21 protein-coding genes are annotated in these 22,195 nt (G+C 64.5%); 8 read left to right on the top strand and 13 right to left on the bottom strand.

Annotated features, from left to right (window positions below):
* Positions 1-10 precede the first annotated feature (10 nt).
* Complete coding sequence (locus tag QX051_RS17175; RefSeq protein WP_315739601.1) at positions 11-901, top strand: U32 family peptidase; 891 nt, start codon at positions 11-13, stop codon at positions 899-901.
* A gap of 241 nt (positions 902-1,142) precedes the next feature.
* Here QX051_RS17175 and QX051_RS17170 read toward each other — a convergent pair whose 3' ends face one another.
* A complete protein-coding gene (locus QX051_RS17170) occupies positions 1,143-2,078 on the bottom strand; it encodes a LysR family transcriptional regulator (protein WP_315776923.1) in 936 nt (311 codons plus the stop codon).
* A 108-nt stretch (positions 2,079-2,186) separates the two neighbouring features.
* On the opposite strand from QX051_RS17170, the gene QX051_RS17165 reads away from it, so the two are divergent.
* Positions 2,187-2,600 carry a hypothetical protein gene (locus tag QX051_RS17165; RefSeq protein ID WP_315772874.1) on the top strand — a complete coding sequence of 138 codons (414 nt, stop codon included), beginning with the start codon at positions 2,187-2,189 and terminating at the stop codon, positions 2,598-2,600.
* Between the two features lie 497 nt (positions 2,601-3,097).
* On the opposite strand, the gene QX051_RS17160 is transcribed toward QX051_RS17165, so the two are convergent.
* On the bottom strand, positions 3,098-3,283 hold the full coding sequence (locus tag QX051_RS17160) for a tyrosine-type recombinase/integrase (RefSeq protein WP_315776922.1): 186 nt from the start codon (positions 3,281-3,283) through the stop codon (positions 3,098-3,100).
* Positions 3,270-4,070, bottom strand: coding sequence for a hypothetical protein (locus tag QX051_RS17155; protein ID WP_315776920.1), 801 nt, complete (start codon positions 4,068-4,070; stop codon positions 3,270-3,272). The genes QX051_RS17160 and QX051_RS17155 overlap by 14 nt, the downstream gene beginning before the upstream one ends.
* Positions 4,071-4,180: 110 nt before the next feature.
* On the opposite strand from QX051_RS17155, the gene dusA reads away from it, so the two are divergent.
* Complete coding sequence (dusA, locus tag QX051_RS17150) at positions 4,181-5,179, top strand: tRNA dihydrouridine(20/20a) synthase DusA (protein ID WP_315776919.1); 999 nt, start codon at positions 4,181-4,183, stop codon at positions 5,177-5,179.
* An 87-nt stretch (positions 5,180-5,266) separates the two neighbouring features.
* Here the strand turns inward: dusA and QX051_RS17145 are convergent, their stop codons facing one another.
* From QX051_RS17145 to QX051_RS17120, 6 genes are all read right to left on the bottom strand, one after another.
* Positions 5,267-5,803, bottom strand: a complete 537-nt coding sequence (locus tag QX051_RS17145; RefSeq protein ID WP_315739607.1) for a TIGR02281 family clan AA aspartic protease — start codon at positions 5,801-5,803, stop codon at positions 5,267-5,269.
* A 28-nt stretch (positions 5,804-5,831) separates the two neighbouring features.
* Positions 5,832-6,029 carry a DUF1289 domain-containing protein gene (locus QX051_RS17140; RefSeq protein WP_315776917.1) on the bottom strand — a complete coding sequence of 66 codons (198 nt, stop codon included), beginning with the start codon at positions 6,027-6,029 and terminating at the stop codon, positions 5,832-5,834.
* A gap of 47 nt (positions 6,030-6,076) precedes the next feature.
* A complete protein-coding gene (locus QX051_RS17135) occupies positions 6,077-7,672 on the bottom strand; it encodes a HAMP domain-containing sensor histidine kinase (RefSeq protein WP_315739609.1) in 1,596 nt (531 codons plus the stop codon).
* Positions 7,673-7,808: 136 nt separating this feature from the next.
* A complete protein-coding gene (locus QX051_RS17130) occupies positions 7,809-9,239 on the bottom strand; it encodes a PepSY domain-containing protein (RefSeq protein ID WP_315776916.1) in 1,431 nt (476 codons plus the stop codon).
* 7 nt (positions 9,240-9,246) lie between these two features.
* Positions 9,247-11,646 carry a TonB-dependent receptor gene (locus QX051_RS17125; protein ID WP_315776915.1) on the bottom strand — a complete coding sequence of 800 codons (2,400 nt, stop codon included), beginning with the start codon at positions 11,644-11,646 and terminating at the stop codon, positions 9,247-9,249.
* Positions 11,647-11,997: 351 nt separating this feature from the next.
* Entirely contained in the window at positions 11,998-12,867 is an 870-nt protein-coding gene (locus QX051_RS17120; protein WP_315739612.1) for an NAD(P)-dependent oxidoreductase, read from the bottom strand.
* A gap of 261 nt (positions 12,868-13,128) precedes the next feature.
* Between QX051_RS17120 and QX051_RS17115 the strand changes: the two genes are divergently transcribed.
* The 4 genes from QX051_RS17115 (at position 13,129) to QX051_RS17100 (ending at position 17,381) form a co-directional block, all read left to right on the top strand.
* On the top strand, positions 13,129-13,575 hold the full coding sequence (locus QX051_RS17115) for a VOC family protein (RefSeq protein WP_315776914.1): 447 nt from the start codon (positions 13,129-13,131) through the stop codon (positions 13,573-13,575).
* Positions 13,576-13,708: 133 nt separating this feature from the next.
* The gene (locus tag QX051_RS17110) at positions 13,709-14,839 is read left to right on the top strand and encodes an Mrp/NBP35 family ATP-binding protein (RefSeq protein WP_315776913.1); all 1,131 of its coding nucleotides are present in this window, start codon (positions 13,709-13,711) and stop codon (positions 14,837-14,839) included.
* A gap of 134 nt (positions 14,840-14,973) precedes the next feature.
* Entirely contained in the window at positions 14,974-16,110 is a 1,137-nt protein-coding gene (locus QX051_RS17105; RefSeq protein WP_409997703.1) for a TRAP transporter substrate-binding protein, read from the top strand.
* Between the two features lie 182 nt (positions 16,111-16,292).
* The gene (locus QX051_RS17100; RefSeq protein WP_315758965.1) at positions 16,293-17,381 is read left to right on the top strand and encodes an ABC transporter substrate-binding protein; all 1,089 of its coding nucleotides are present in this window, start codon (positions 16,293-16,295) and stop codon (positions 17,379-17,381) included.
* 200 nt (positions 17,382-17,581) lie between these two features.
* Here QX051_RS17100 and QX051_RS17095 read toward each other — a convergent pair whose 3' ends face one another.
* Both QX051_RS17095 and QX051_RS17090 read right to left on the bottom strand, forming a co-directional pair.
* Positions 17,582-19,183 carry a TRAP transporter large permease subunit gene (locus QX051_RS17095; RefSeq protein WP_315717636.1) on the bottom strand — a complete coding sequence of 534 codons (1,602 nt, stop codon included), beginning with the start codon at positions 19,181-19,183 and terminating at the stop codon, positions 17,582-17,584.
* Positions 19,180-19,719: a TRAP transporter small permease subunit gene (locus QX051_RS17090; RefSeq protein WP_315739620.1), complete on the bottom strand. Its 540-nt coding sequence runs from the start codon at positions 19,717-19,719 to the stop codon at positions 19,180-19,182. Before QX051_RS17090 ends, QX051_RS17095 begins: the two co-directional genes overlap by 4 nt.
* Positions 19,720-20,254: 535 nt before the next feature.
* Between QX051_RS17090 and QX051_RS17085 the strand changes: the two genes are divergently transcribed.
* The gene (locus tag QX051_RS17085; protein WP_315776912.1) at positions 20,255-20,494 is read left to right on the top strand and encodes a hypothetical protein; all 240 of its coding nucleotides are present in this window, start codon (positions 20,255-20,257) and stop codon (positions 20,492-20,494) included.
* A 138-nt stretch (positions 20,495-20,632) separates the two neighbouring features.
* Here the strand turns inward: QX051_RS17085 and QX051_RS17080 are convergent, their stop codons facing one another.
* Positions 20,633-21,523, bottom strand: a complete 891-nt coding sequence (locus QX051_RS17080; RefSeq protein WP_315776911.1) for a cation diffusion facilitator family transporter — start codon at positions 21,521-21,523, stop codon at positions 20,633-20,635.
* Positions 21,524-21,756: 233 nt separating this feature from the next.
* On the bottom strand, positions 21,757-22,029 hold the full coding sequence (locus QX051_RS17075) for a hypothetical protein (protein ID WP_315717640.1): 273 nt from the start codon (positions 22,027-22,029) through the stop codon (positions 21,757-21,759).
* Positions 22,030-22,195 lie beyond the last annotated feature (166 nt).

Genomic DNA, 22,195 nt, shown 5'->3' with positions numbered 1-22,195 from the left:
CGCAGGCCGAATGCAGCTCACTCTGGGGCCCGTGCTCTACAATTGGCAGCCCGAGCGCTGGCGTGATTTTTACTTTCGCATGGCCGACGAGGCCCCGCTCGACCGCGTCGTGGTCGGCGAGGTCGTCTGCTCTAAGCGCGCGCCGTTCTTCGAACCCCATTTGCCTGAAGTCATCGAGCGGCTTATGGCTGCCGGCAAGCAGGTGCTGCTGGGTTCGCTGGTCCTGGTGTCGTTGCGACGCGAGCGCCGGCAGACGGCAAGCCTCGCCGAGTTCGGCCACGGTCTGGTGGAGGTCAACGACCTCACCTGCCTCAAATCGATCGCCGGTCGGCCGCATGCCATCGGGCCATTCGTCAACATCTACAACGAGGCCAGCGCCGCGTTTCATGCCGCCCAGGGCGCTACCCGGATCTGCCTCCCGCCGGAGCTGCCACTGTCCTCGGTTGCCGCGATCGCCGGCGCCGTGCCGCAGGTGGCGATCGAAGTGTTCGCCTTCGGCCGTGTGCCGCTCGCGATCTCCGCGCGCTGCTATCACGCCCGCCTGCACAAGCTCGCCAAGGACAATTGCCGCTTCGTGTGCGAGCAGGATCCGGACGGCCTCGTCGTGACGACGCTGGACAATGAAGCGTTCCTCACCATGAATGGCGTGCAGACGTTGTCGCATGGTTGCTGCAACCTGCTCGGCGATCTCGATCGTCTGACGCAGAGCGGCGTGAGATCGCTGCGGCTGTCACCTCAGACCTGCGACATGGTCGCGGTGTCCGAGCAATTCCAGGCGGTCCTGGCGGGCCGCGTGGAAGCTGAGGCAGCCAGGGACCGCTTGCGCGAGATCTATCCGGACGTTCCATTCGCCAACGGCTTCTTGCACGGCGCCCCCGGTGCCTCCTACGTCTCGGGGTAGGTACTGCCGTGTCCTTCTGTCGAGGTGAACTCAGATGTGCCCAGTCTGCATGTTGACTGACCACGGATGGACGACGTTGAGCGACGGCGCGCAGCCCGTTCGTGCCGGCATGCTGCAGATTGCTGACCGCGCCCAGGCGGAAGCCCAGGAAGCCGGGGAAATCGTGGTCTGTCCCCGATTTCCCCTCCAAACGGCTGGCGTCCTACGCGCCGACCGCAGAGCCCAGCTGACGGCCGGCGCCTCATCCCGATTTGTTGCTGAACGCGGCAGGAAGCGCAGCGAGGAACGCCATGACGCGCTGCGTGCGCAGGGGCGGCCGGCGGTCCGAGGTGCGCAGCATCCATAGGGGCTCCGCCGGCGCGCGCCACGGCTCAAGCACTTCGACGAGCCGACCTGTGCGCAAGTCGTCGTGGACGAGCCATGCCGGGCCCCAGCCAATGCCGAACCCATTCGCGATCAAAGCGACCGAAGCGTGCGCGTCGTCGCAAATGTGCTTGGGCTTGGGCGCGACGCGAACGAGTTTTTTGCCGCGCGGGTCGGTGAAGCGCCAGGTCAGGATCTGCCCGCTCGCGGGATTGCGGAAGCCGACGTGGTCATGTTCGGACAGCTCGTATGGAGTCGCCGGCGCGCCGCGCGCGTTCAGATAGGCGGGCGAGGCGCAAGCGATCCAGGAGAACGTGCAAAGCCGCCGCGCCAGATGACCGGGCGCGCGATCGAGGGGTCCTGAGCGGATGGCGATGTCGACGCCTTCCGCTGCGAGATCAAGAATCTCGTTGCGAAATTTGATCTCGATCTCGATTTCCGGCCGCTCCCGCAGGAACGCAGGCAGTCGCGGCAGGATGCAGGCACGCGCGAACGAGGCGGGGGCGGTCACTCGCACCCGTCCGCCATCGTTACGCGCGGCTTCGCCGAGCGCGGATTGGACGCGATCGAGACTTTCGGCCAGCGCGCGTCCCGCCGCCATCAGCCGCTCGCCCTCTTCGGTCAGCGCCAGCGAATGGGTGGTGCGATGCAAAAGCCGTATTCCGCGAGCCTGTTCGAGGCGGGCGACCGCCTTGGACATCGCCGAGGTGGTTGTCCCCGCCCGCCGCGCGGCTTCGGCGAAGGAGCCCGCCTCGACGACGCGGACGAAGGCGAGGAGACGCGAGAGGTCGGGAGGCAAGGCTGTTGTGGACATTCAGTCCACATAGTCATGGCGACGGGGTCGCTACAAGAGGCCGTTCCGATGGGCCAAATGGGGAGCGTTAGCGCGCATGCTGCGCCGCTAGAAACCGCGAGAAGTCCCATGAACGCCATCGAAATCACGCTGCAAGCCCTCGACGCCGCCGAGCGCGCGATTCCCCCCGGCCAGCCGGTCTACATGCTCAATCTGCTGCGCTACCGCGCGTATGCGCGTTACGAGGACGGCTTCGACGCCGCGCCCTGTTCGGGCCGCGAAGCATTTAACGAACGCTATAGACCGGCCTTCCGGCGTCTCGCAGCCGGTAAGCCGCTGGTGCGGATGTTTTCCGGGCCGGTCCTGGCGAGCCTGGTCGGCCCGCAAGGCAAACGCTGGGACGAAGCGGCGATCAATGAATACGGCGATTTCGCCGCCTTCCGCTCGATCGTCGACACCGAGACCTACCAGCGCGAAGTCGCCCCGCATCGGCACGCGGCGCTCGAGGATTTCCGGTTGTTCGTGCTCGCCAAGGCGATGTGAACGCATTGAGGCGGCGGCCTTATGCATTCGCCTTAACCAAACGTGACGCTACGACGAGCCCGGGAATCCGTTCCACCGATCGCAAGAATTGGTGTCGCGGGCCCCGGGATTGGGACTTGTTCATTGGCATTTGGGCTGCCCGCCGACAAGAAAACAGGGCTTCCGAAATAGTGGGTCTAGCGATGTAGCGGACCCCCGACTCGAACCACCGATGCCTCAAGATGGTGGCTCCTACATGTTGGATCGCGGGCGCGCCAACCATGTTTTCAGGCATAGTGACTATCTCTGGTCCGTAGGCGAGGGGCGATTTTTGGGCCCGCTTCAATCAATCGGACAATCCAGAAAAGCTATGTCAGTTCAATCGCGCCTAGAGCTGCGTTTTGTCCGAACGCACCTTGAAAGTATTCAAATGCCGAAACCCTTCCAAGCTGAGTACGATGTTCGACCTTTCATCGCTCCAGATGAAGTTTTCACTTTCTTCTTGTTTTCGGCGCCTGTCAGGCAACCCGCACCGAACGGATGGAATGGAGAGTCTCTGGCTTTAGATGCGTGTAGCGACGCAGCATTTTCCAATCCTTGTGTCCGGTGACAAGTGCAACCTGTTCAATGGAAAATCCTGCCTCGAAAAGACGACTCGTGCCTTCGTGGCGCAGATCGTGGAAATGTAGGTCATCGATCTTCAATTGTTGGCACTGACGGCGAAATGCCGTTCCAACGGATCGTCCTGCAGGGGAATTCGCTGATCGTTGCCCTTCTTCTTTCGGGGATCTTTCCGATTGCGAATGAGGAGCATTCGGTTGCCGGCGTCGAAGTCGCGCATTCGACTCTTGCAATTTCATCTTGCCGCATAGCCGTTGCGATCGCGAATCGGATCACACGACCGACTGGGATCTGTTGCCGACTGTTTAATTCGAACGCTGAGATAATACGATCGAGTTCGTCTTGCGTGGGACGGCGGTTGCGCTCATAGCCTTTTCCGACGAGCCCGAGACGTCGAAGATCGATCCGGGCGTGGTCGAGTGGTTCGGTTGAAACAACGATGCCGTGTACTGCGGCGGCGTAAGACAGAATCGTTTTGATGTATCCAAGATCGATACCGACGGTCACCGGGCCGACCCCCTCCATCGCGCGCTCTTTTCCAAATTTGATGAACCGCTCTCGATCAAGCTCTGGAAGACGAAGATGCCCAAGTCTTTCGTTCAGGAAGATGAGGCTCGCAGTTTTGGAGCGACCAATGTCCTTTCCCACCTCGGCCAAATCTTGACGATGAAGCGTGACGAGATCGCCGAAGAGTTGGACGTCGCGGGACTTTTGCGTCGTTGTCGGTTCTTGGCGATCGATCCGCCGCTCGATATCGATGGCCCATTCCTCGGCATCCTTTCGGCGGAGAAACGTCCCGTTGACATATTCCCCCTTTCGTCGGACTTGGGCTCTCCAAGAGCCGGATTTCAGTCTGGTGATAGTTGCCACGCGTGTGCGCTCCGTGTGCACTGAGGCGGCAAAAAGCCAAAAAAACATCGCGCTGTGGCGTAGAATAGAGTGCACACGAGGCGACCTAACGAGTTGAATATGCTCGAAAAATGAAGCAATATCAATCACATAGATTTGCCGTGGCGCCCATGATGGATTGGACCGACCGGCACTGCCGCGTGTTCCATCGGCTGCTGTCGCGCCGGGCGTTGCTCTACACCGAGATGGTCACCACCGGCGCCGTGATTCATGGCGACCGCCAGCGGCTGCTCGGCTTTGATCGAAGCGAGCATCCGGTGGCGCTGCAGCTCGGCGGCTCCGATCCCGGCGATCTCGCGACGTCAGCCAAGATCGGCGAGGAGTTCGGCTACGATGAGATCAATCTCAACGTCGGCTGCCCGTCGGACCGGGTGAAGGACGGCCGCTTCGGGGCCTGTTTGATGGCCGAGCCTGCGCTCGTCGCCGCCTGCGTCGCCGCGATGAAGCGCGCCGTTCGCATTCCCGTCACGGTGAAGTGCCGCATCGGCATCGACGATCAGGATCCGGAAATCGCACTTGATGTGCTGGCGGATGCGGTCGTCGACAGCGGCTCAGACGCGCTGATCGTGCACGCGCGCAAGGCGTGGCTGGACGGCTTGTCGCCGAAGGAGAACCGTGACATCCCGCCGCTCGACTACGATAGGGTGTACCGGCTGAAGGCGAGGCTGCCGCACGTGCCGGTCATCATCAATGGCGGCATCGGCAGCATCGAGGCTGCGCAAGGTCATCTCGCGCATGTCGATGGCGTGATGCTCGGGCGAGCTGCCTATCAGGAGCCGTGGCGGCTGCTCGATGTCGATCCCATGCTGTTCGGTGAGGCCGCGCCGCATCTGTCGATGCAAGAGGCGCTGGCGGCGCTGGAGCCTTATATCGAACATCAGCTCGGGCAGGGCACGCGGCTGCACGCGATGACGCGGCATCTCGTCGGGGCCTATCATGCGGTGCCGGGGGCGCGCGCCTTCCGCCGCCATCTTGCCGAACGTGGAGTCAAGCCGGACGCCGGCATCGAGGTGCTGCGCGAGGCGGTGGCAATGGTCGAGGATCGTCCGGCGGTTGCGGCGCTCGCCTGAGCGGATCAGGCCGGCGGCAGCAACTCGGTGACGGTCTGTCGCGCGAGCGCATTCTCCTCCGGCAGGGCTGCAACGAGGCGCTGGGCCTCAGCTGCGGTCGGGAAAGCCGTGCAGCATCAGCCGGTCGGAGCGCACTTCCCAGCGCTCCAGCCGGTCGAGGAAGCTCATGCCGAGCAAATTGGTCTTCATCTGGCCGTGCGGCACTACCAAGGCCGGAACCGAGCGTTCCACCAGTTTGCCGATCGCAAGCCGGTCCAAGGTCAGGCGCGCCGCCTTGGTGTGACCGCCGGCGGTCTCGACGTCGACGTCGTAGGCGAGCAGTTCGAGTGGCAGGCCTGCGGCCTTGGCGGTCTCGTAGGTCAGAACTACCGATGTGGCGCCGGTGTCGACCACCATCGGCGCGGTGACGCCGTTGATCTTGGCGCGCAACGCGAACTCACCGCCTCTGGTGCGCTCGATCTCGACCGCGTTGGTCGGAGGGCTCGCCTTGGCTCTGAGCACGCGGCTGCGCAGAACCTCCGACACGGTGTCGCTTGCGAGCGCCGCCTGCTCGGGATCCTTGTAGACGATCACGGCGCCCGCGGTGAGCACCATGGTGACGAGAACGAGCGCGATCTTGTTCATGCCGCGCCTCCCGTCGGCACGGAGGTGCTCAGTCGCGCCGACGCGCCAGCGCGGGCAGGCCGGCGTCGTGCATGCGGGACGGCAGCCCGTCCATCAGCGCCAGCCGCTCGTCGCGCGACATGCGGCCCCAGCGGGCGATCTCCGGCAGCGTGCGTCCGCAACCGAAGCAGAGCTTCGTCTTCGGGTCGATCATGCAGACGGCGATGCAGGGCGTATCCTGGCTCATGGAGCGAGTTTGAAAGGTTCTGCCACTGTCGTGCAAGTGCAATCATCTCACAGTCCCGTTCCGGCATTCATGATCGGCTTGCGCACCCGGCGCTTCTCCTTAGCGGGGGCGATCGCATGCTCCGGCTGCAATGGCGGGGCCTCGTCCGACAGCGGAGCGAGCGCCGACATCACCCGCTCCGGCGGGAAGGTGACGATCACCTCGGTGCCGATGCGGACCTTCGATTTCAGCGTGAACGTGCCGCCATGCATCTCGATCAGGTTCTTGGCGATCGGCAGGCCGAGCCCGGCCCCCTGTTCGGCCGACTTGATCGAGTTGGAGCCCTGGCCGAACGAGGCGAGCACGATCGGAATCTCGTTCTCGGGGATGCCCGAGCCGGTGTCCTTGACGCTGAGATATTGCCCGCCCGAGGCCGTCCAGCCGGCCTTGAGCCAGATGTCGCCGCCCTGCGGCGTGAACTTGATGGCGTTGGAGAGCAGGTTGAGCACGACCTGGCGGATCGCGCGCTCGTCCGCCCACAGCCGCGGCATCTTCCGCTCGAACACCTCGTGAATGGTGATGCCGCGGCTCGTGGCGCGCAGCTTCAGGAGATGATGGCAGTCGGCGATCACGTGCACGAGCGCCACGGCTTCCTCGTTGAGCTCGTAGCGGCCGGCCTCGATGCGCGAGAGATCGAGGATCTCGTTGATCAGGTTGAGCAGGTGGACGCCGGAATTGTGGATGTCGGCCGAATATTCCTTGTAGACCGGCACCGCGTGCGTTCCGAAGATCTCGCTCTTCATCACCTCGGAAAAGCCGAGGATGGCGTTCAGCGGCGTTCGCAGCTCGTGACTCATCTGCGCGAGGAAGCGCGACTTGGCAACGTTGGCCGCTTCTGCCCGGTAGCGCGCCTCGTCGGAGATCGCCTTGGCCTGCTCGAGCTCGCCGATCAGGGCGTCCTTCTCGGCGCGTGCTTCGAGCGTGGCGAGCGTGGTCGAATGCAGCTGATGGGCGAGCAGCACGAAATAGCCTTCTGCTGCGACCGCGAATCCGGCCAGCAGGTAATTGTCGAACGTGCCCGACAGCACGAGGCTGAGGGTGATCGCGACCGTGACCGGTGCGGTGACCGCGACGGCTGCGACGGGCAGGTTGGCAGCGAGCATGCTGGAGACGGCGATCACCAGCAGCATCAGGAACATCATCAGCGTGCCTGACACCGCCGCGAGTGCGGGGTGGATCAGGATCGCCATCCAGCACACGCCGTAGAGCAGGTCGAGCAGCACGAAGCGCGTGCGCCAGCGCCGCGTCGCCGCCATCGACGGCTGGTCGGCGAGAAAGTTCGAGCAGTTGCGGACGATCGCAGCATGGATGCAAAGCACGCCGGCCGTCCAGGCGCCGGCCGCCAGCGTATGGAGCCAGGCGCTCAGCATCAGGCCGGTTGCGACCACCAGCAGCACGACGATGTAGGAGGCGGAGATGCGGGTCTGCGCATATTGGCGCAGCAGCTCGCGATCGAAGGCCGGACGCGTTCCCGATGTCGACGTTAACCGGTCGCGCGCCTCGCGCACCCGCTGCTGCGCGGCCCGGCGCTGGCTTGCCGGTGCAAGCGCCGGCGGATCTGCCGGAAGCTCGACGACCTCAGGCTTTTCAGCGGGTTTACTCATCAAACAACACAAATCCTGCCCGCGAGGTACGGGCTGCTTTCTGCATTGTCTATAACTGGGCCCAAATCCTTAAGACGGATTATAGACAACGAAAAATTTGCGTTAACCGCGCGTTAAATTAACCATTGTGCGAGGCTCAGCGGAGCTTCATTCGCAGGCGGCGCCAGCCGATCACCACGCCCGTGATGCTGAAGACGAGGCCGATCGCGCAAAGGCCGACGATGAGAGCCGTGCGCAGCGCCGCATGGGCGAGCAGGGCCGGAAAGTCGAGCGTGTGCAGCGCCTGATAGAGCCACCGATAGGCGCGTCGGGACGGATCGAGCTTCTCGAGCACCGCGCCGGAGGCGGCGTCGACATGATACCAGGTGTCGCCGCAGATCACGCGATGGACCGGCGCGCCCGGCACATCGGAGACGAACGGATAGTCGTCGCCCGGCTCGACTTCGGTCGAGCGCGCGCAATCGTGGCCCAGGCGGGACGTTGCGGCATTGACGTCGGCCGGCTGCAGGAAGCGTCCGATGATCCTTGCCGAAGCGCCGTCCAGCACCGAAATCTGCTGCTGGCCCGGCGCTCGCCGGGTGCGCTGATGGAGGCGGCCGCCGAAGGCGAACCACTCGATCTCGCGAGCCTCGCCATGCACCGCCGCGAGTGCAACCGCAGTCAGGCGGCTCCAATCCGGTGTGCCGACCAGCATGGCTTCCTCGGACGGCGTCAGATGGCCGGTCGCGAACAGCCTGCCATGGTCCATCGACAGCCAACCGCTGACCATCCAGGTCAGCACGAACTGCATGCAGAGCAGACCAGCCCAATGATGCCACAGGTGCCAGCCGCGGTAGCGCGAGCATAGCCGCGCCTCGCGAGGTCGCAGCCTCATCGGACCGAGCAGGGCGCCGGTCACGGCGGCGATGACGGCCGCGAGCGATAGCCACCACACGACGATGTTCCAGGCCGCCCAGTCCTTGCGCAGGACGGTTGGATAGATCCAATGGACAACGCTGCCGACGTAGTTCCAGGCGCGTTCGAAGCGTGTCGTGTCGAGCACGACCTCGCCGGTCTTCGACGACACGTACAGCTCGGTCCCGTCGGGATCGTGGAGCGCGATCCGGTGCAGCGGACGATGCACATCGAACCGGTTCGGCACCGTCCATTGATCGTAGCTGTCCAGCGCCGCGATGGCGGCGCGATCGGCCTCGAGCCCGCGTTGCTGGGCTGTTGCGCGTGCCACCGACAGTGCGAGACCGGGCTCGTTCACGTCGGCTGCGGCCAGCGTGTCGGCATGAAAGGCCGCGCTGCGGCCGGCGGCCGAGATGACATAGACCGGACCATCCACGCGTTGAAACAGCCGGATGCGGGCGGGATAATCGATGCCACCAGCGGCGAGGGCCTCCGCGGGACTGCGCAGCGACACGGCGATGTCGAGCACCGGCAGCGCGGCGAAGCGCTCGCTCTCGGTCTGCGCCGGGAATGGCACGTAGTGCATCACGATCCCGGTCGCGAACCACAGCACGAACAGCGGACCGAGCGGGATGCTCAACCAGCGGTGCATGAGGATCAGCGCCTGGATCATGCTGTCATCAGAACTTGAACGAGGCCTCGACCTCGTAGGTGCGCGGCGCGCCGAGGAAGATCTGGTCGGGATAGAACGGATCGCTCCAGGCTGCGTAGCGCCTGTCGGTGACGTTGCGGATGCGCAAGGCGAGGCGCGTGCTGGTCGCGGTGGCGAACATCGGCACCTTCGGCAGATCGACGAAGGCGAACAGATCGGCGGTGGTGTAGGCGTTTAGCTTCACCGTGTTGGCATCGGTGCTCCAGCGGTCGCCGACGTGACGAACCGAGAAGCCGAGCTCGACCGGCCACCAGCCGGGATTGAGGAAGCGGTAGGAGCCGCCACCATTGACGATGATGGCGGGAATGTTGGGCGGCGTGTTGCCCGAGAACGAGCCGCCGCCCGCGAGATCATAGTCGGCATAGCGGGCGCGGACATAGGCGACGTTGCCCCATAGCTTGCTCTCCGGCGTCGGCCGCATGGCGGCCGCGACCTCGATGCCCTGCGATTTCACCTTGCCGGCGAGGTTGAGCTGCTGGCCGGCCTGGGCGCTGTAGACGTTGTTGCGCGCGATGTCGAAGGCCGAGAAGGTCCACTCCGCGCGCCCGTTCCACAGCAGCTGCTTGACGCCGGTCTCGTAGCTGCGGGAGTCGGACAGCGCGAGGTTCTGCGTCGGACTCAAGATAAAGATGCTGTCGGCCGAGATGTCGGTGGCCGTCGCATATTGGCTGTAGAAGGTGGTGCCGGGTAGCGCCTCCCACGTGTAGCCGATGCGGCCGGTGACCGGCTGCCAGCTCTTCGAATAGGGGAAGCCACTTTTCACCGCGCCATTCCTGTCGATCGAGTTGCGATCGAGCGTGAACGGATTGTAGCGCAGGCCGCCGACCAGGGCGAACGTGTCGGTGAGCTTCAGCCGGTCCTCGAGGTTCAGGGCGACGCTGTCGATCGTGGCGGTCTGCAACTGCGTTCCGAGCTGGCCATAAACACCGCGGTCGAAGCCGACCAGGGGGACCGAGTCACCGGGAAAGTTCGCCGCGCCGGGCCGCGTGAAGTCGGTATGGGAGCTCTCGACCGAGGTGACGAGACGGTTGGAAAGGCCGAAGATGCTGCCGTTCCAGGTCATGTCGGTGGTGTTTCCGACCATGTTATGGTTGTGGTGGACGAAGAAGCGCTCGCGATCGACCGTGTTGGTGGTCGCGTTGAACGCCGAGACCTCGTTGTTGTACCAGTCGCGGCTGGCATTGTAGTTGTAGATCTGGCTGCGCAGCTTGACGGCGTTGTTCAGGTCCCATTCGAAGCCGCTGCGAACCCAGGACTCCTTGATCGTCTTGTGTCCGTCGATCACGTTGTAGTTGGTCGATAGCGTGCGGCCGTCGATCGTGACCGCGCCGAGATCGGTGCCATTATAGGCGGACACCTTGGTGCCCGACACGATGCCGCTGGTCGCATTGGCGCCGCTGGAGGCCACCGGCACCAGCGGCGTGCCTTCGTAGGGCTTGGCCTTGTAGTCCTTGAACTCGGCGGCAAAGAAGGTCTTGAAGCTGTCGGACAGTCGGTAGTCGAGCTGGCCCGAGACATGGACGTTCTTGAACTCGGTGTCGTCGATGAAGCCGACCTCCCTGGTTCGGCTGATGTCGAAGCGATAGTCGAGGCCCTCGATCGCGGTGCTGCCGCCGGAGCCGAAGCCGCTGCGGAACGTGCCGCGCTGGTCGAAGCCTATGAAAGCCTCGTTCTGGACCGGTCCGGTGTGCGGCGCCTTGGTCGCGAAGTTGATGGTGCCGCCGACCGCGCCCTGGCCGGAGATCAGCGAGGAGGGGCCTTTGAGAAACTCGACCCGGTCGAGGTTGAAGGTCTCCATCGTCAGCGCGGTGAAGCCGGTCGGCCCGATGTTGATGCCATTGTAGAGGACGTTGACCTGGTTGCCCTGGAAGCCGCGCATGGCAAAGCCGACGTCGTTCGGGGCATCGCCGGCGCTGACGCCGGTGGCGCCTTTCACCGCATCGACGGTGGTGTGATAGCCCTGCTCGCGCAGCGTCGCTGCACCCACGACCTCGATCGATGCCGGCGCCTCGCGCGCGATCAGGCCCAGCCGGCCGCCGACCGCCGGAGCCGCATTGCCGTTGAGCGGCGTCGCCGCTGGGGAGGCGGAGGCGTGGGGCGATGGCGCGGCTGCCGGCGGTGGCGTCGCTGTGCCTCGGGGCATGGGGTGTACCGTCCCGCTGGCTGTTCTGACCGGTGACGGCGAACGGCCGGCAGCCTGTCGCTGGCGCGGCGCATCGACGGTGACGTCTGGCAGCAGCGTGTGGGCCGCCGGCCTCACGCCAGGATTTGCTGCCTGCTGCGCATGGGCCAGCGGAACGGCTGCGCAGAAGACCGCCGCAACGAGCCCCGCCAACGCAATCAAACCCCGGACGTCCCGCATGCTCATTCCGATTCCCCCACCCGCGGTCCGGCCATGCCGGTGTCCGCGCCCCCTCCAGCGCTCTTGTGACCGGGACGAGAGCTAACGCAGAACGTTAGATATGTGATGTTATAACATTACATATCTTCTCTTCTGGTCAAGCCTGTCTCTGTTCGGCAACACATGCGAACGATTGGCGATTGCAACGGGTATCAGCGAGTCGGAGGGTGCGCAATGGCGCCGGCTGATACGGGTCAGATAGGGCGCGCGAGGTCCCGGCCGACGGCGATGACGAGCCAGTTGGTCGTCACGGGGCAGAAATAAACGTGCCGCCGCTCGAAGCGCGCGGCGGCACGTTCATCGGATCGCGATCGCGGATTACTTCTCCAGGCGGGCCAGCAGGCTCGACGTGTCCCAGCGCTTGCCGCCGAGCTTCTCGACCTCGGAATAGAACTGGTCGACCAGCGCGGTCACCGGCAGATGGGCGCCGTTGCGGCGCGCTTCGCTGAGGCAGATCGACAGGTCCTTGCGCATCCATTCCACCGCAAAACCAAAGTCATACTTGCCATCGTTCATGGTCTTATAGCGGTTCTCCATCTGCCAGGACTGGGCGGCGCCCTTGGAGATGGTCTCGATCACGGCGGGCACGTCCAAGCCCGACTTCTTCGCGAAATGGATGCCCTCGGACAGGCCCTGCACGAGGCCGGCGATGCAGATCTGGTTGACCATCTTAGTCAGCTGGCCGGAGCCCGCCGGTCCCAGCAGCTTGCACATCCGGGCATAGGCCGCGATTACCGGCTCGGCGCCCGCATAGGCGTCCGCGGTGCCGCCGCACATCACCGTCAGCACGCCGTTCTCCGCGCCGGCCTGGCCGCCGGACACCGGCGCGTCGATGAATTTGAAGCCGGCCTTGGTGGCTGCGGCATCGAGCTCACGTGCCACTTCAGCCGAGGCCGTGGTGTGGTCAACGAAGGTCGCGCCCTTGGTCATGCCGGCGAAAGCGCCGTCCGGGCCGATGGTCACCGCGCGCAGATCGTTGTCGTTGCCGACGCAGCACATCACGAAGTCCTGGCCCTCGGCGGCCTGCTTCGGCGTCGCGGCGGTCTTGCCGCCGAACTTGTCAGCCCATTCCTTCGCCTTGGCCGCGGTACGGTTGTAGACCGTGACCTCGTGACCGCCCTTCTTCACGAGATGTCCTGCCATGGGGAAACCCATGACGCCGAGACCGATGAAAGCGACTTTAGCCATATGAGCTACCTTGACCTTGGGGTTCTGCCGACAGCCTTGAGAGGGCCGGGCCGTTCTTGACGGAAAACATCAGCGGCCGGCCGGGTTCCGGCGGCGGCGCTGGACGCCGCACCATAGCCGCTTGCGAAACAGGGGCAACGGCTTCGTGACGGATGCGAAAACGTCCGCCCGTGCTAAAGAGGCATCATCATGACGGCTTGCAAAGTCGTCGTCCGGCAACGAAATCCAGTCAACCAACGAATCAGCCAGGGAGTGTCTCGCATGGGCGTCAGCGTCGGCGTGCTCGATCATTTCAACATCCGGACCCGCAACCTCGCCGAGACCGTGCGCTTCTACGAGGACGTGCTCGGGCTCGAGAACGGCGCCCGGCCGAATTTCGCATTCCCTGGCGCCTGGATGTACAGCGAGGGCCGGCCGGTGGTGCACCTCGTCGACATCTCGCCGACATCCGAGGCACAGAAGCCGGATTCCGGCGTCGTCCACCACGTCGCCTTCGTCAGCCGCGGCTTCGCCGGCATGAAGGCCCGGCTCGCCGCCAAGGGCATGCCGTTCGATGCCCGCCAGGTGCCCGGCGGCGAGCTGTGGCAGATCTTCGTGCGCGACCCCAACGGCGTGACGATCGAGCTCAATTACGAGGCGGCCAAGGAGCAGGCCGACGACGCGCCGGTGGAGACCGCCGGCGACATCGGAACCAAGGTGGCGTTTTGAGCCGGCCGGCCTTATGAAGCAGCGCAACGCAGGGCCGGGGGCGGTCCCGTCGCGGACGACGGAAGATCATGTCCGGTCAACAGGATAGGGCGCGACGATGTGGCGCGTTCTGAACTTCTTCAGGAGACGCGCCGTGAGCGTGACGCAGCAGCAGGTTATCGAGGCACTCAAGCGGGTCCGCTCGCCGCGCGGCGTGGCGCTGCCGGACGCCGGCGTGCTCTCGCCGATCACGGCCAATGACGGCAAGGTGTTCTTCTCGATCAATGTCGAGGCCAGCGAGGCCCGCGCCTGGGAAGACACCCGCGCGCAAGCCGAAGCCGCCGTGCGCGCCATTCCCGGCGTGACCATGGCGATGATCGCGCTGACCGCCGAGCGCAAGGCGGGCGCTGCCGCCCCGCCGCCGCGGCAGGGCGGCGTGCAGCCGGTCGCGGCGCATCGTCCGCATCAGCACCAGCATCCGGCCGACTCGCCGATGTCCCGGCAGGCTCCGATCCCGGGCATCGCGGCGGTCATCGCCGTCGCCTCCGGAAAGGGCGGTGTCGGCAAGTCGACCACCGCGATCAATCTCGCGCTGGGCCTGCGCGATCTCGGCCTCAAGGTCGGGCTGCTCGACGCCGACATCTACGGCCCCTCGGTGCCGCGACTGACCGGCCTGCAGGAAAAGCCCAAGCTCACCGACGACAAGAAGATGATTCCGCTGTCGCGGTTCGGCCTGTCGATCATGTCGATCGGCTTTCTCGTCGACGAGGACAGCCCGATGATCTGGCGCGGCCCGATGGTGATGTCGGCCATCAACCAGATGCTGCGCGACGTCGCCTGGGGTACGCTCGACGTGCTCGTCGTCGACATGCCGCCGGGCACCGGCGATGCCCAGCTGACTCTGGCGCAGAACGTGCCCCTGAAGGGCGCCGTGATCGTGTCGACGCCGCAGGACCTGTCGCTGATCGACGCCCGCCGCGGGCTTGCGATGTTCCGCAAGGTCAACGTGCCCGTGCTCGGCATCATCGAGAACATGAGCTACTTCCAGTGCCCGCAATGCGGCACCCGGTCCGACATCTTCGGTCATGGCGGCGCGCGCCACGAGGCCGAGCGGCTCGGCGTGCCGTTCCTCGGCGAGATCCCGTTGCACATGGACATCCGCTCGACGTCGGACGCCGGCAACCCGTTGGTCGAGAGCGAGCCGAACGGTCCGCACGCGGCGATCTACCGGAGCATCGCCGCGTCGGTGCGGGATCAGCTCAAGGACGCCATCGCCGCTGCTTGATGCACTGCAGCGAAGCGCGTGCGACTATTGGACCGTTTGTCATTCCAACGTCGCGTTTTCGCTTAACCGGTTCCGTGCTAAAGCCCGGCCCGGATCGCCTTCGACCGTGTGCGGCCAATCGCATCGGCGGATAAATGCTTTTTCAACGGGAAACGCCCCCAACAAGGAGATGCCCTAATATGAAGCGTCGTGATTTTCTGAAGGTTTCGGCCGCCGGTGCCGCGGCGACGGGGGCCATCGCCTCGCCGGCGATCGCGCAGTCGTCGCCCGAGATCAAGTGGCGGTTGACCTCGAGCTTCCCGAAGTCGCTCGACACGATCTATGGCGGCGCCACCGAGCTGGCCAAGTACGTCGCCGAAATGACCGACAACAAGTTCCAGATCCAGGTGTTCGCGGCCGGCGAAATCGTTCCCGGCCTGCAGGCGCTGGACGCGACCGCCAACGGCACCGTCGAGATGTGCCACACGGTGTCGTATTACTACGTCGGCAAGGACCCGACCTTCGCGATCTTCGCTTCGGTGCCGTTCGGCCTCAATGCCCGGCAGCAGAACTCCTGGCTGTATCAGGGCGGCGGCAACGAGCTCGCCAACGAGTTCTACAAGAAGTTCGGCGTGATCGGCTTTCCCTGCGGCAACACCGGCACCCAGATGGGCGGTTGGTTCCGCAAGGAGATCAAGACCGCCGCCGACCTCTCGGGCCTGAAATTCCGCATCGGCGGCATCGCCGGCCAGGTGCTGCAGAAGCTCGGCGTCGTGCCGCAGCAGCTCGCCGGTGGCGACATCTACCCGGCGCTGGAGAAGGGCACCATCGACGCGGCCGAGTGGGTCGGCCCCTATGACGACGAGAAGCTCGGCTTCCAGAAGGTGGCCAAGTACTATTACTATCCGGGTTGGTGGGAAGGCGGTCCGACCGTCCATGCCTACACCAACCTGGACAAGTGGAATTCGCTGCCCAAGAGCTACCAGGCGATCCTGACCAACGCGACCATGGCCGCGAACACTTGGATGGCGGCGCGCTACGACATGCAGAACCCGTCGGCGCTGAAGCGCCTGGTCGCCGGCGGTACCCAGTTGCGTCCTTTCACGAACGAGGTGCTCGAAGCCTGTCTCAAGGCGACCAACGAGCTTTGGGGCGAGATCTCGGCCAAGAATCCCGACTTCAAGAAGTCGATCGATGCCATGCAGGCCTACCGCTCGGACGAATATCTGTGGTGGCAGGTCGCCGAATACACCTACGACAGCTTCATGATCCGCTCGCGCACCCGCGGCTGATCTTCAGCATTTCGATCGGCGGATGGACATTGAGCCCGGCCTCGCAAGAGGCCGGGCTTTTGCGTTGCATTGCGACATCGTTTTGCAATGGCACTCCGACGCACTTTGATCCACACTGGAACTAAGCCTCGCAAGAAGGCTGCCCAGGAAACGAACACAATCACCACAAGGGAGGAAAGAGCATGAAGCGGAGAGACTTCATCAAGGTCACCGGGCTCGGCGCTGCAGGCGCCGCCGCGATCGCATCGCCCGCGATCGCGCAATCGATGCCCGAGATCAAATGGCGCATGACCACGAGCTGGCCGAAATCGCTCGACACGCTGCATGGCGGCGCCGAGATCATGGCCAAGATGATTGGTGAGGCCACCGACAACAAATTCCAGATCCAGACCTTCGCCGCCGGCGAGATCGTGCCCGGCCTGCAGGTGCTCGACGCCGTGCAGAACGGCACCGTCGAGATGGGCCACACCGCGTCCTACTATTATTTTGGCAAGGACCCGACCTTCACCTTCGGCTCGTCGGTGCCGTTCGGCCCGAACATGCGCATCAACCAGGCCTGGTACCTGATGGGCGGGGGCAAGGAGATCCTCAACGAGTTCTACAAGAGCTACAACGTCACCTCGCTGCTGGCCGGCAACACCGGCTGCCAGATGGGCGGCTGGTTCCGCAAGGAGGTCAACTCCGTCGACGATCTCAACGGCATGAAATTCCGCATCGGCGGTTTTGCCGGGCGGGTGCTGCAGAAGCTCGGCGCGGTGCCGCAGCAGATCGCCGGCGGCGACATCTATCCGGCGCTGGAGAAGGGCACGATCGACGCCGCCGAATGGGTCGGTCCCTATGACGACGAGAAGCTCGGCCTCTACAAGGTCGCGCCGCACTACTACTTCCCCGGCTGGTGGGAGGGCGGGCCGATGCTGCTCGCCATGATCAACCTCGACAAGTGGAACGCGCTGCCCAAGCACTATCAGAAGCTGCTCGAGCAGGCCGGCCACTACTCCAACAACTGGATGATGGCCAAGTACGATTCCGCCAACCCGCTGGCGCTGCGCAAGCTGATCGCCGGCGGCGCCAAGCTGCATCCGTTCCCGGCCCCGGTCATGGAAGCCTCGTTCAAGGCCGCCAAGGAGCTGCATGCCGAGGTCGCCGCCGGCAATCCAAACTTCAAGAAGGCGCTGGACTCGCTCACGGCCTATTCGGGTGCGGGCTATTCCTGGTTCCAGGTCGCCGAGGTCGGCTACGACAACTTCATGGCCCGGCGGTCGCAGAGCTGAGCGAGATTCCGTCGTTGCGAGCGCAGCGAGGCAATCCAGGGCTGCGCGCGTGCCCCTGGATTGCTTCGGCGCAAGGTCGCCTCGCAATGACGCGCTGATAGAGACGGTCCCAAACAGGTCCCAAACAAAAGAGGCGGCCCCAAACAAAAACCCCGGAAGCGGAGCTTCCGGGGCTTTCTTCATTCGGTCGGAGCCGCCGTCTACTGCTTCGGCGCGCCGAAATCCAGCGGCGGCAGATCGATCTGCGGCACCTCGATCTTGACCTTGTCGAGGTCGACCTGGACCGGCTTGTCGAGCAGGCCGGTCACCGTGACCGGGAACGCGATTACGAGCAGCACCATGATCGCCTGCAGGCCGATCCATGGCATCGCGCCCCAATAGATGTCGGAGCTCTTCACTTCCTTCGGCGCGACGCCGCGCAGGTAGAACAGCGCGAAGCCGAACGGCGGATGCAGGAACGAGGTCTGCATGTTCACGCACAGCATGACGCCGAACCAGATCAGGGCGGCCTCCGGGCCGACCACCGGCGCCAGGATCTTCTGCGCGATCGGTGCGATCATCGGCAGGATGATGAAGGCGATCTCGAAGAAGTCGAGGAAGAAGGCCAGGAAGAAGATGAAGATGTTGATGAAGATCAGGAAGCCCCAGACGCCGCCGGGCAGGGAGGTGAGCAGGTGCTCCAGCCATTCGCCGCCGGAGACGCCCTGGAACACCACCGAGAAGCAGGTCGAGCCGATCAGGATGAAAGTGACCATGCAGGTGATGCGCATGGTTGTCTCGTAGCCCTGCTTGATCAGGTCGCGCAGGTCGGGGAGGGCGACGGCGCGGATGCAGAGCCAGGCAACCGCGAGATAGGTGACCGCGAAAGAGAGCTTGAACGCGAGGTTCTCGGTGAACAGCATCGCGATGATGGTGCCGATGCCGGCGGCGACGACGCCGACGATCAGGATGCTGCGATCGCTCTTGGTGAACTCCTTGTGGTGGATCACCGCCAGCACGATCGCGCCGACCGCGCCCATGGCGCCGGCTTCCGTCGGCGTGGCCAGGCCCATCATCATGGTGCCGAGCACGACGAAGATCAGCACCGCCGAGGGAATGATGCCCATCAGGCACTTCTTCCACAGCGCCCAGCCGGTCAGCGTACGCGCCTCCTTCGGCACCGGCGGCAGGTGGCCCGGCTTGACCAGGCCGAGCACGAAGGTGTAGCCGGCGAACAGCACGACCTGGAAGATCGAGGGGCCCCAGGCGCCGAGATACATGTCGCCGACCGACTTGCCGAGCTGGTCGGCCAGCACGATCAGCACCAGCGACGGCGGCACCAGCTGGGTGATGGTGCCGGACGCCGCGAGCACGCCGGTGATGTAGCGCATGTTGTAGCCGTAGCGCATCATCACGGGCATCGAGATCATCGCCATCGCGATCACCTGTGCCGCCACCGTCCCGGTGATGGCGCCGAGGATGAAGCCGACGATGATGACGGAATAGCCGAGGCCGCCGCGGATCGGCCCGAACAGCTGGCCCATCGAATCCAGCATGTCCTCGGCGAGCCCGCATCTCTCCAGGATCGCACCCATGAAGGTGAAGAACGGGATCGCGAGCAGCAGGTCGTTGGCGAGCACGCTGCCGAAGATGCGGCCCGGAATCGCCTGCAGGAAGTTGAGGTCGAAGAACCCTAAGTCGATGGCGAGGAAGCCGAACGACAGGCCGACGGCGGCGAGCGTGAACGCCACCGGGAAGCCGATCAGCATCGCCAGGACCAGGCCGCCGAACATCAGCGGCGGCATCATCTCCAGCGTAATCATTGCGTCGGCCTCTCGTATTTGGCGTCGATCGTCACTTCACCGCGCAGCGCGGCGGCGCGCTTGATCACCTCGGAGAGGCCCTGCAGCGCCAGCATCACGAAGCCCGCGGGGATGGCGAACTTCACCGGCCAGCGAAGCAGGCCGCCGGCATTGGCCGACATCTCGTTGACCGAATAGGACTGCATGAAGAACGGCCAGGACAGGTAGGCCAGCAGCAGGCAGGTCGGGATCAGGAAGAACAGCGTGCCGATCAGATCGAGCCAGAGCTGGCCGCGCTCGGACAGATAGAGATAGAGCAGCTCCACCCGAACATGCTCGTTGCGCCGGAAGGTGTAGGAGGCGCCGAACATGACCAGCAGCGCGAACATGTACCACTGCAATTCCAGCCAGCCGTTCGACGAGTAGCTGAAGGCGTAGCGGATCATGGCGTTGATCGCGCTGACCAGGCAGGCCAGCAGCACCATGATATTGCAGACGTAACCGATCTTTTCGTTGAGCTGATCGATGGCGTTACTGATTGCCAACAAGGGGCGCATCATTGTCTCCGCTGCGGGCGCTGTCAGACGAGCGCGCCTGAGCTCTCAGGAGGCACGGCTTCGCGATCACGCAGAACGTGCATGTCGTCATGACGGCGCGCTTGAAGCGAATCCAACGAAACGTCCTCCCCCTCGATGCCTTCAGCTCTTGTTCGGCGCTTGTATGAAGGGCGAGCGCCCATCGGCCGCGCTGGGCCTGAAAGCGGGGGCACCATTTCAGCGCGCCGTCCTGCCGTCAATCGGAAAATGGACACATTGACGCGCCGGCAACAGTCTGGCGGCGCTGGCTAAACCCGGGTTCGGGGGGCGGCGTCCGGCCTGCCGAAAGAGCGGGCAGTTCGCTGCCGGCCGTCCATCGCTCCGATGGGGGCGGCCGTGGAGGATGGTCGCGTGGGCTGTCTGGGACGGAGCGCGGGATCAGAATGTGGTGTGGTGATCCGGCGAGGCGTCTGATCCCCGGCAAGGGAATGTTGGCGTGGGGCCACAAGCTGGATAAAAAGCGTCGTCGTGGACGTTTGATGCAGGGACCAACCGGATGAGCAAGCCGAGCAAGACCGAAGCCGAACTGATCGCGATGGCGGTGGCCGAGCTGAAGGCTCATACCGAGTACGCCGAGGGCATTCGCATCGCGGTCGTGCGGGACGGAAATTCCTGGGAGTTTCGCGCCAGTGCCGATCAGGAGACGATCGGCAGGCCTGGCTATCCCGAATGCGTCGCCATGTTGGTCCAGATTGGAGACCATCTGTCGAAGCAGTACGCGCTCCAGGAGAAGTGAAATGGCTTCGTGACCGCTGGCGGCGGGCACTCCGACACCGTCGAACCCGCAGGCATCTGCGGGATGCCAGGGGCCTGACCCGACGCGGCGAGCCTCCTCAAAAATCAAAAAACTGGCCGCGCCGCCTGATGTGCGGCGCTACAGCACCACCACGCCGGAATGCTTGGCCTTGTTCTCGGGTTCGACGTGGATGGTGATCCAGCTGTGCTCGTCGTGCTCGCGCAACGCTGCCTCGATCCGATCGCAGATTTCGTGCGCCTGGTTGACCGACATCTCGCCGGGCACCACGAGGTGGAACTCGATGAAGGTCAGCTTGCCGGCATGGCGGGTCCGGACATCATGCGCCTCCAGCGCGCCGCCGGCATGCTGACTGATGATCAGGCGAATGCGCGCCAGCGTGGCGTCCGGGACCGCTTCATCCATCAGCCCGCTGGTGGATTCCTTCAGCACCTGCCATCCCGACCACAGGATGTTCATGGCGACCAGCACGGCCAGTGCCGGATCGAGGATCGGCAGCTGCAACATCACCGCGAGGCCGAGGCCGACCACGACGCCGCCCGAGGACACGACGTCCGTCAGCAGATGGCGTCCGTCGGCCACCAGCGCCGGCGACCGCAGCCGCTTGCCCCGCGTGATCAACAGCCAGCACCAGACCGCATTGATCGCGCTCGCCAGCCCATTCACGGCGAGCCCTTCGACGGGCGCCGAAAACGGCCGCGGATTGAAGAAATTCCCGTAAGCCTCATGGATGATGAGCAGCGCCGCCACGACGATCATGACGCCCTCGATCACCGCGCTGAAATACTCTACCTTGTGGTGGCCGAACGGATGGTTGGCGTCGGCGGGCTTGGCTGCGATGCGCACCGCGACGAGCGCGACGGCGGCGGTGACGACGTTGACGATGCTCTCGAGGGCGTCCGAGTACAGCGCGACCGAGCCGGTGATCCAATAGGCAAGATACTTCAGGCCGAGCACGATCGTTCCGACCACGAGGCTGCCGATGGCGAGCTTGAGCGATTGCGAGGCCATGATGTCCTGATCCGATCCCGCGCTGGGGTACTCAACGCTGCGGCGGAACGCAACCTCCGCTGCCGGCCGCTCGCTATCGGAAAAGCTGATATCCTCGGTTCATCGCCGTCGCGAATGCGCCGGGCGCGGCGTTGCCGCGAGCGCAATATGATCTGTGGAAAACAGAAAGGCCGCGCCCACGGACATGGACGCGGCCTTGTCGCGGCAAGCGCCGATAGCAATGACGCCGCCGACTACTTCTCTTTGATGACCGTGGTGGTGCTGGTGGAGCTGCCGACCGTGCCTTCGTCCTCGCAGACCTTGGTCTGGCGGATGCGGTCCTCGGCTTCCACGCGGCTGGTGAACGCCATCGGTCCGATCTGCGTGACGACCTCGCGGTCGGCGGGGCGTGTGGTGGTGATGGTGCAGCGATGGCTCGGTCCCTGCACGATGTAGTATTCGTCCGCGAGCACTGGCGCGACCGATCCGATGATCACTGCGCCGGCAAGAAGAAGGGGTGCTTTCATTGTCGCCTCTCTTTCCAAGAACAGCCAAAAGGGGAGCGGGATTCGATGAGGAGTTTTCTGCCTCATCGTTCGATGCTCCGCCTTTGCAACTCGGCCGGCTGGTCGGGGTTCCGGTACGCCACGCGCAGCCTGTGTTGATGCGATGCAGTGTCGGCAGCGATGGACG

The organism is Bradyrhizobium sp. SZCCHNR1053 (genome assembly GCF_032381235.1).
Classification (GTDB): Bacteria; Pseudomonadota; Alphaproteobacteria; order Rhizobiales; family Xanthobacteraceae; genus Bradyrhizobium.
The sequence above is the reverse complement of the archived record's forward strand: the minus strand, read 5'-3'. Positions and strand labels throughout refer to the sequence as shown.

Coding starts and splice junctions, on each gene's coding strand:
- QX051_RS17170 (WP_315776923.1), bottom strand. CDS start 2,078: ATGTCCACAACAGCCTTGCCTCCCGACCTCTCGCGTCTCCTCGCCTTC.
- QX051_RS17115 (WP_315776914.1), top strand. CDS start 13,129: ATGGGCGTCAGCGTCGGCGTGCTCGATCATTTCAACATCCGGACCCGC.
- QX051_RS17075 (WP_315717640.1), bottom strand. CDS start 22,029: ATGAAAGCACCCCTTCTTCTTGCCGGCGCAGTGATCATCGGATCGGTC.
- QX051_RS17090 (WP_315739620.1), bottom strand. CDS start 19,719: ATGCGCCCCTTGTTGGCAATCAGTAACGCCATCGATCAGCTCAACGAA.
- QX051_RS17100 (WP_315758965.1), top strand. CDS start 16,293: ATGAAGCGGAGAGACTTCATCAAGGTCACCGGGCTCGGCGCTGCAGGC.
- QX051_RS17125 (WP_315776915.1), bottom strand. CDS start 11,646: ATGAGCATGCGGGACGTCCGGGGTTTGATTGCGTTGGCGGGGCTCGTT.
- QX051_RS17175 (WP_315739601.1), top strand. CDS start 11: ATGCAGCTCACTCTGGGGCCCGTGCTCTACAATTGGCAGCCCGAGCGC.
- QX051_RS17080 (WP_315776911.1), bottom strand. CDS start 21,523: ATGGCCTCGCAATCGCTCAAGCTCGCCATCGGCAGCCTCGTGGTCGGA.
- QX051_RS17095 (WP_315717636.1), bottom strand. CDS start 19,183: ATGATTACGCTGGAGATGATGCCGCCGCTGATGTTCGGCGGCCTGGTC.
- QX051_RS17140 (WP_315776917.1), bottom strand. CDS start 6,029: ATGAGCCAGGATACGCCCTGCATCGCCGTCTGCATGATCGACCCGAAG.
- QX051_RS17130 (WP_315776916.1), bottom strand. CDS start 9,239: ATGATCCAGGCGCTGATCCTCATGCACCGCTGGTTGAGCATCCCGCTC.
- QX051_RS17145 (WP_315739607.1), bottom strand. CDS start 5,803: ATGAACAAGATCGCGCTCGTTCTCGTCACCATGGTGCTCACCGCGGGC.
- QX051_RS17105 (WP_409997703.1), top strand. CDS start 14,974: ATGCTTTTTCAACGGGAAACGCCCCCAACAAGGAGATGCCCTAATATG.
- QX051_RS17085 (WP_315776912.1), top strand. CDS start 20,255: ATGAGCAAGCCGAGCAAGACCGAAGCCGAACTGATCGCGATGGCGGTG.
- QX051_RS17135 (WP_315739609.1), bottom strand. CDS start 7,672: ATGAGTAAACCCGCTGAAAAGCCTGAGGTCGTCGAGCTTCCGGCAGAT.
- dusA (WP_315776919.1), top strand. CDS start 4,181: ATGAAGCAATATCAATCACATAGATTTGCCGTGGCGCCCATGATGGAT.
- QX051_RS17120 (WP_315739612.1), bottom strand. CDS start 12,867: ATGGCTAAAGTCGCTTTCATCGGTCTCGGCGTCATGGGTTTCCCCATG.
- QX051_RS17165 (WP_315772874.1), top strand. CDS start 2,187: ATGAACGCCATCGAAATCACGCTGCAAGCCCTCGACGCCGCCGAGCGC.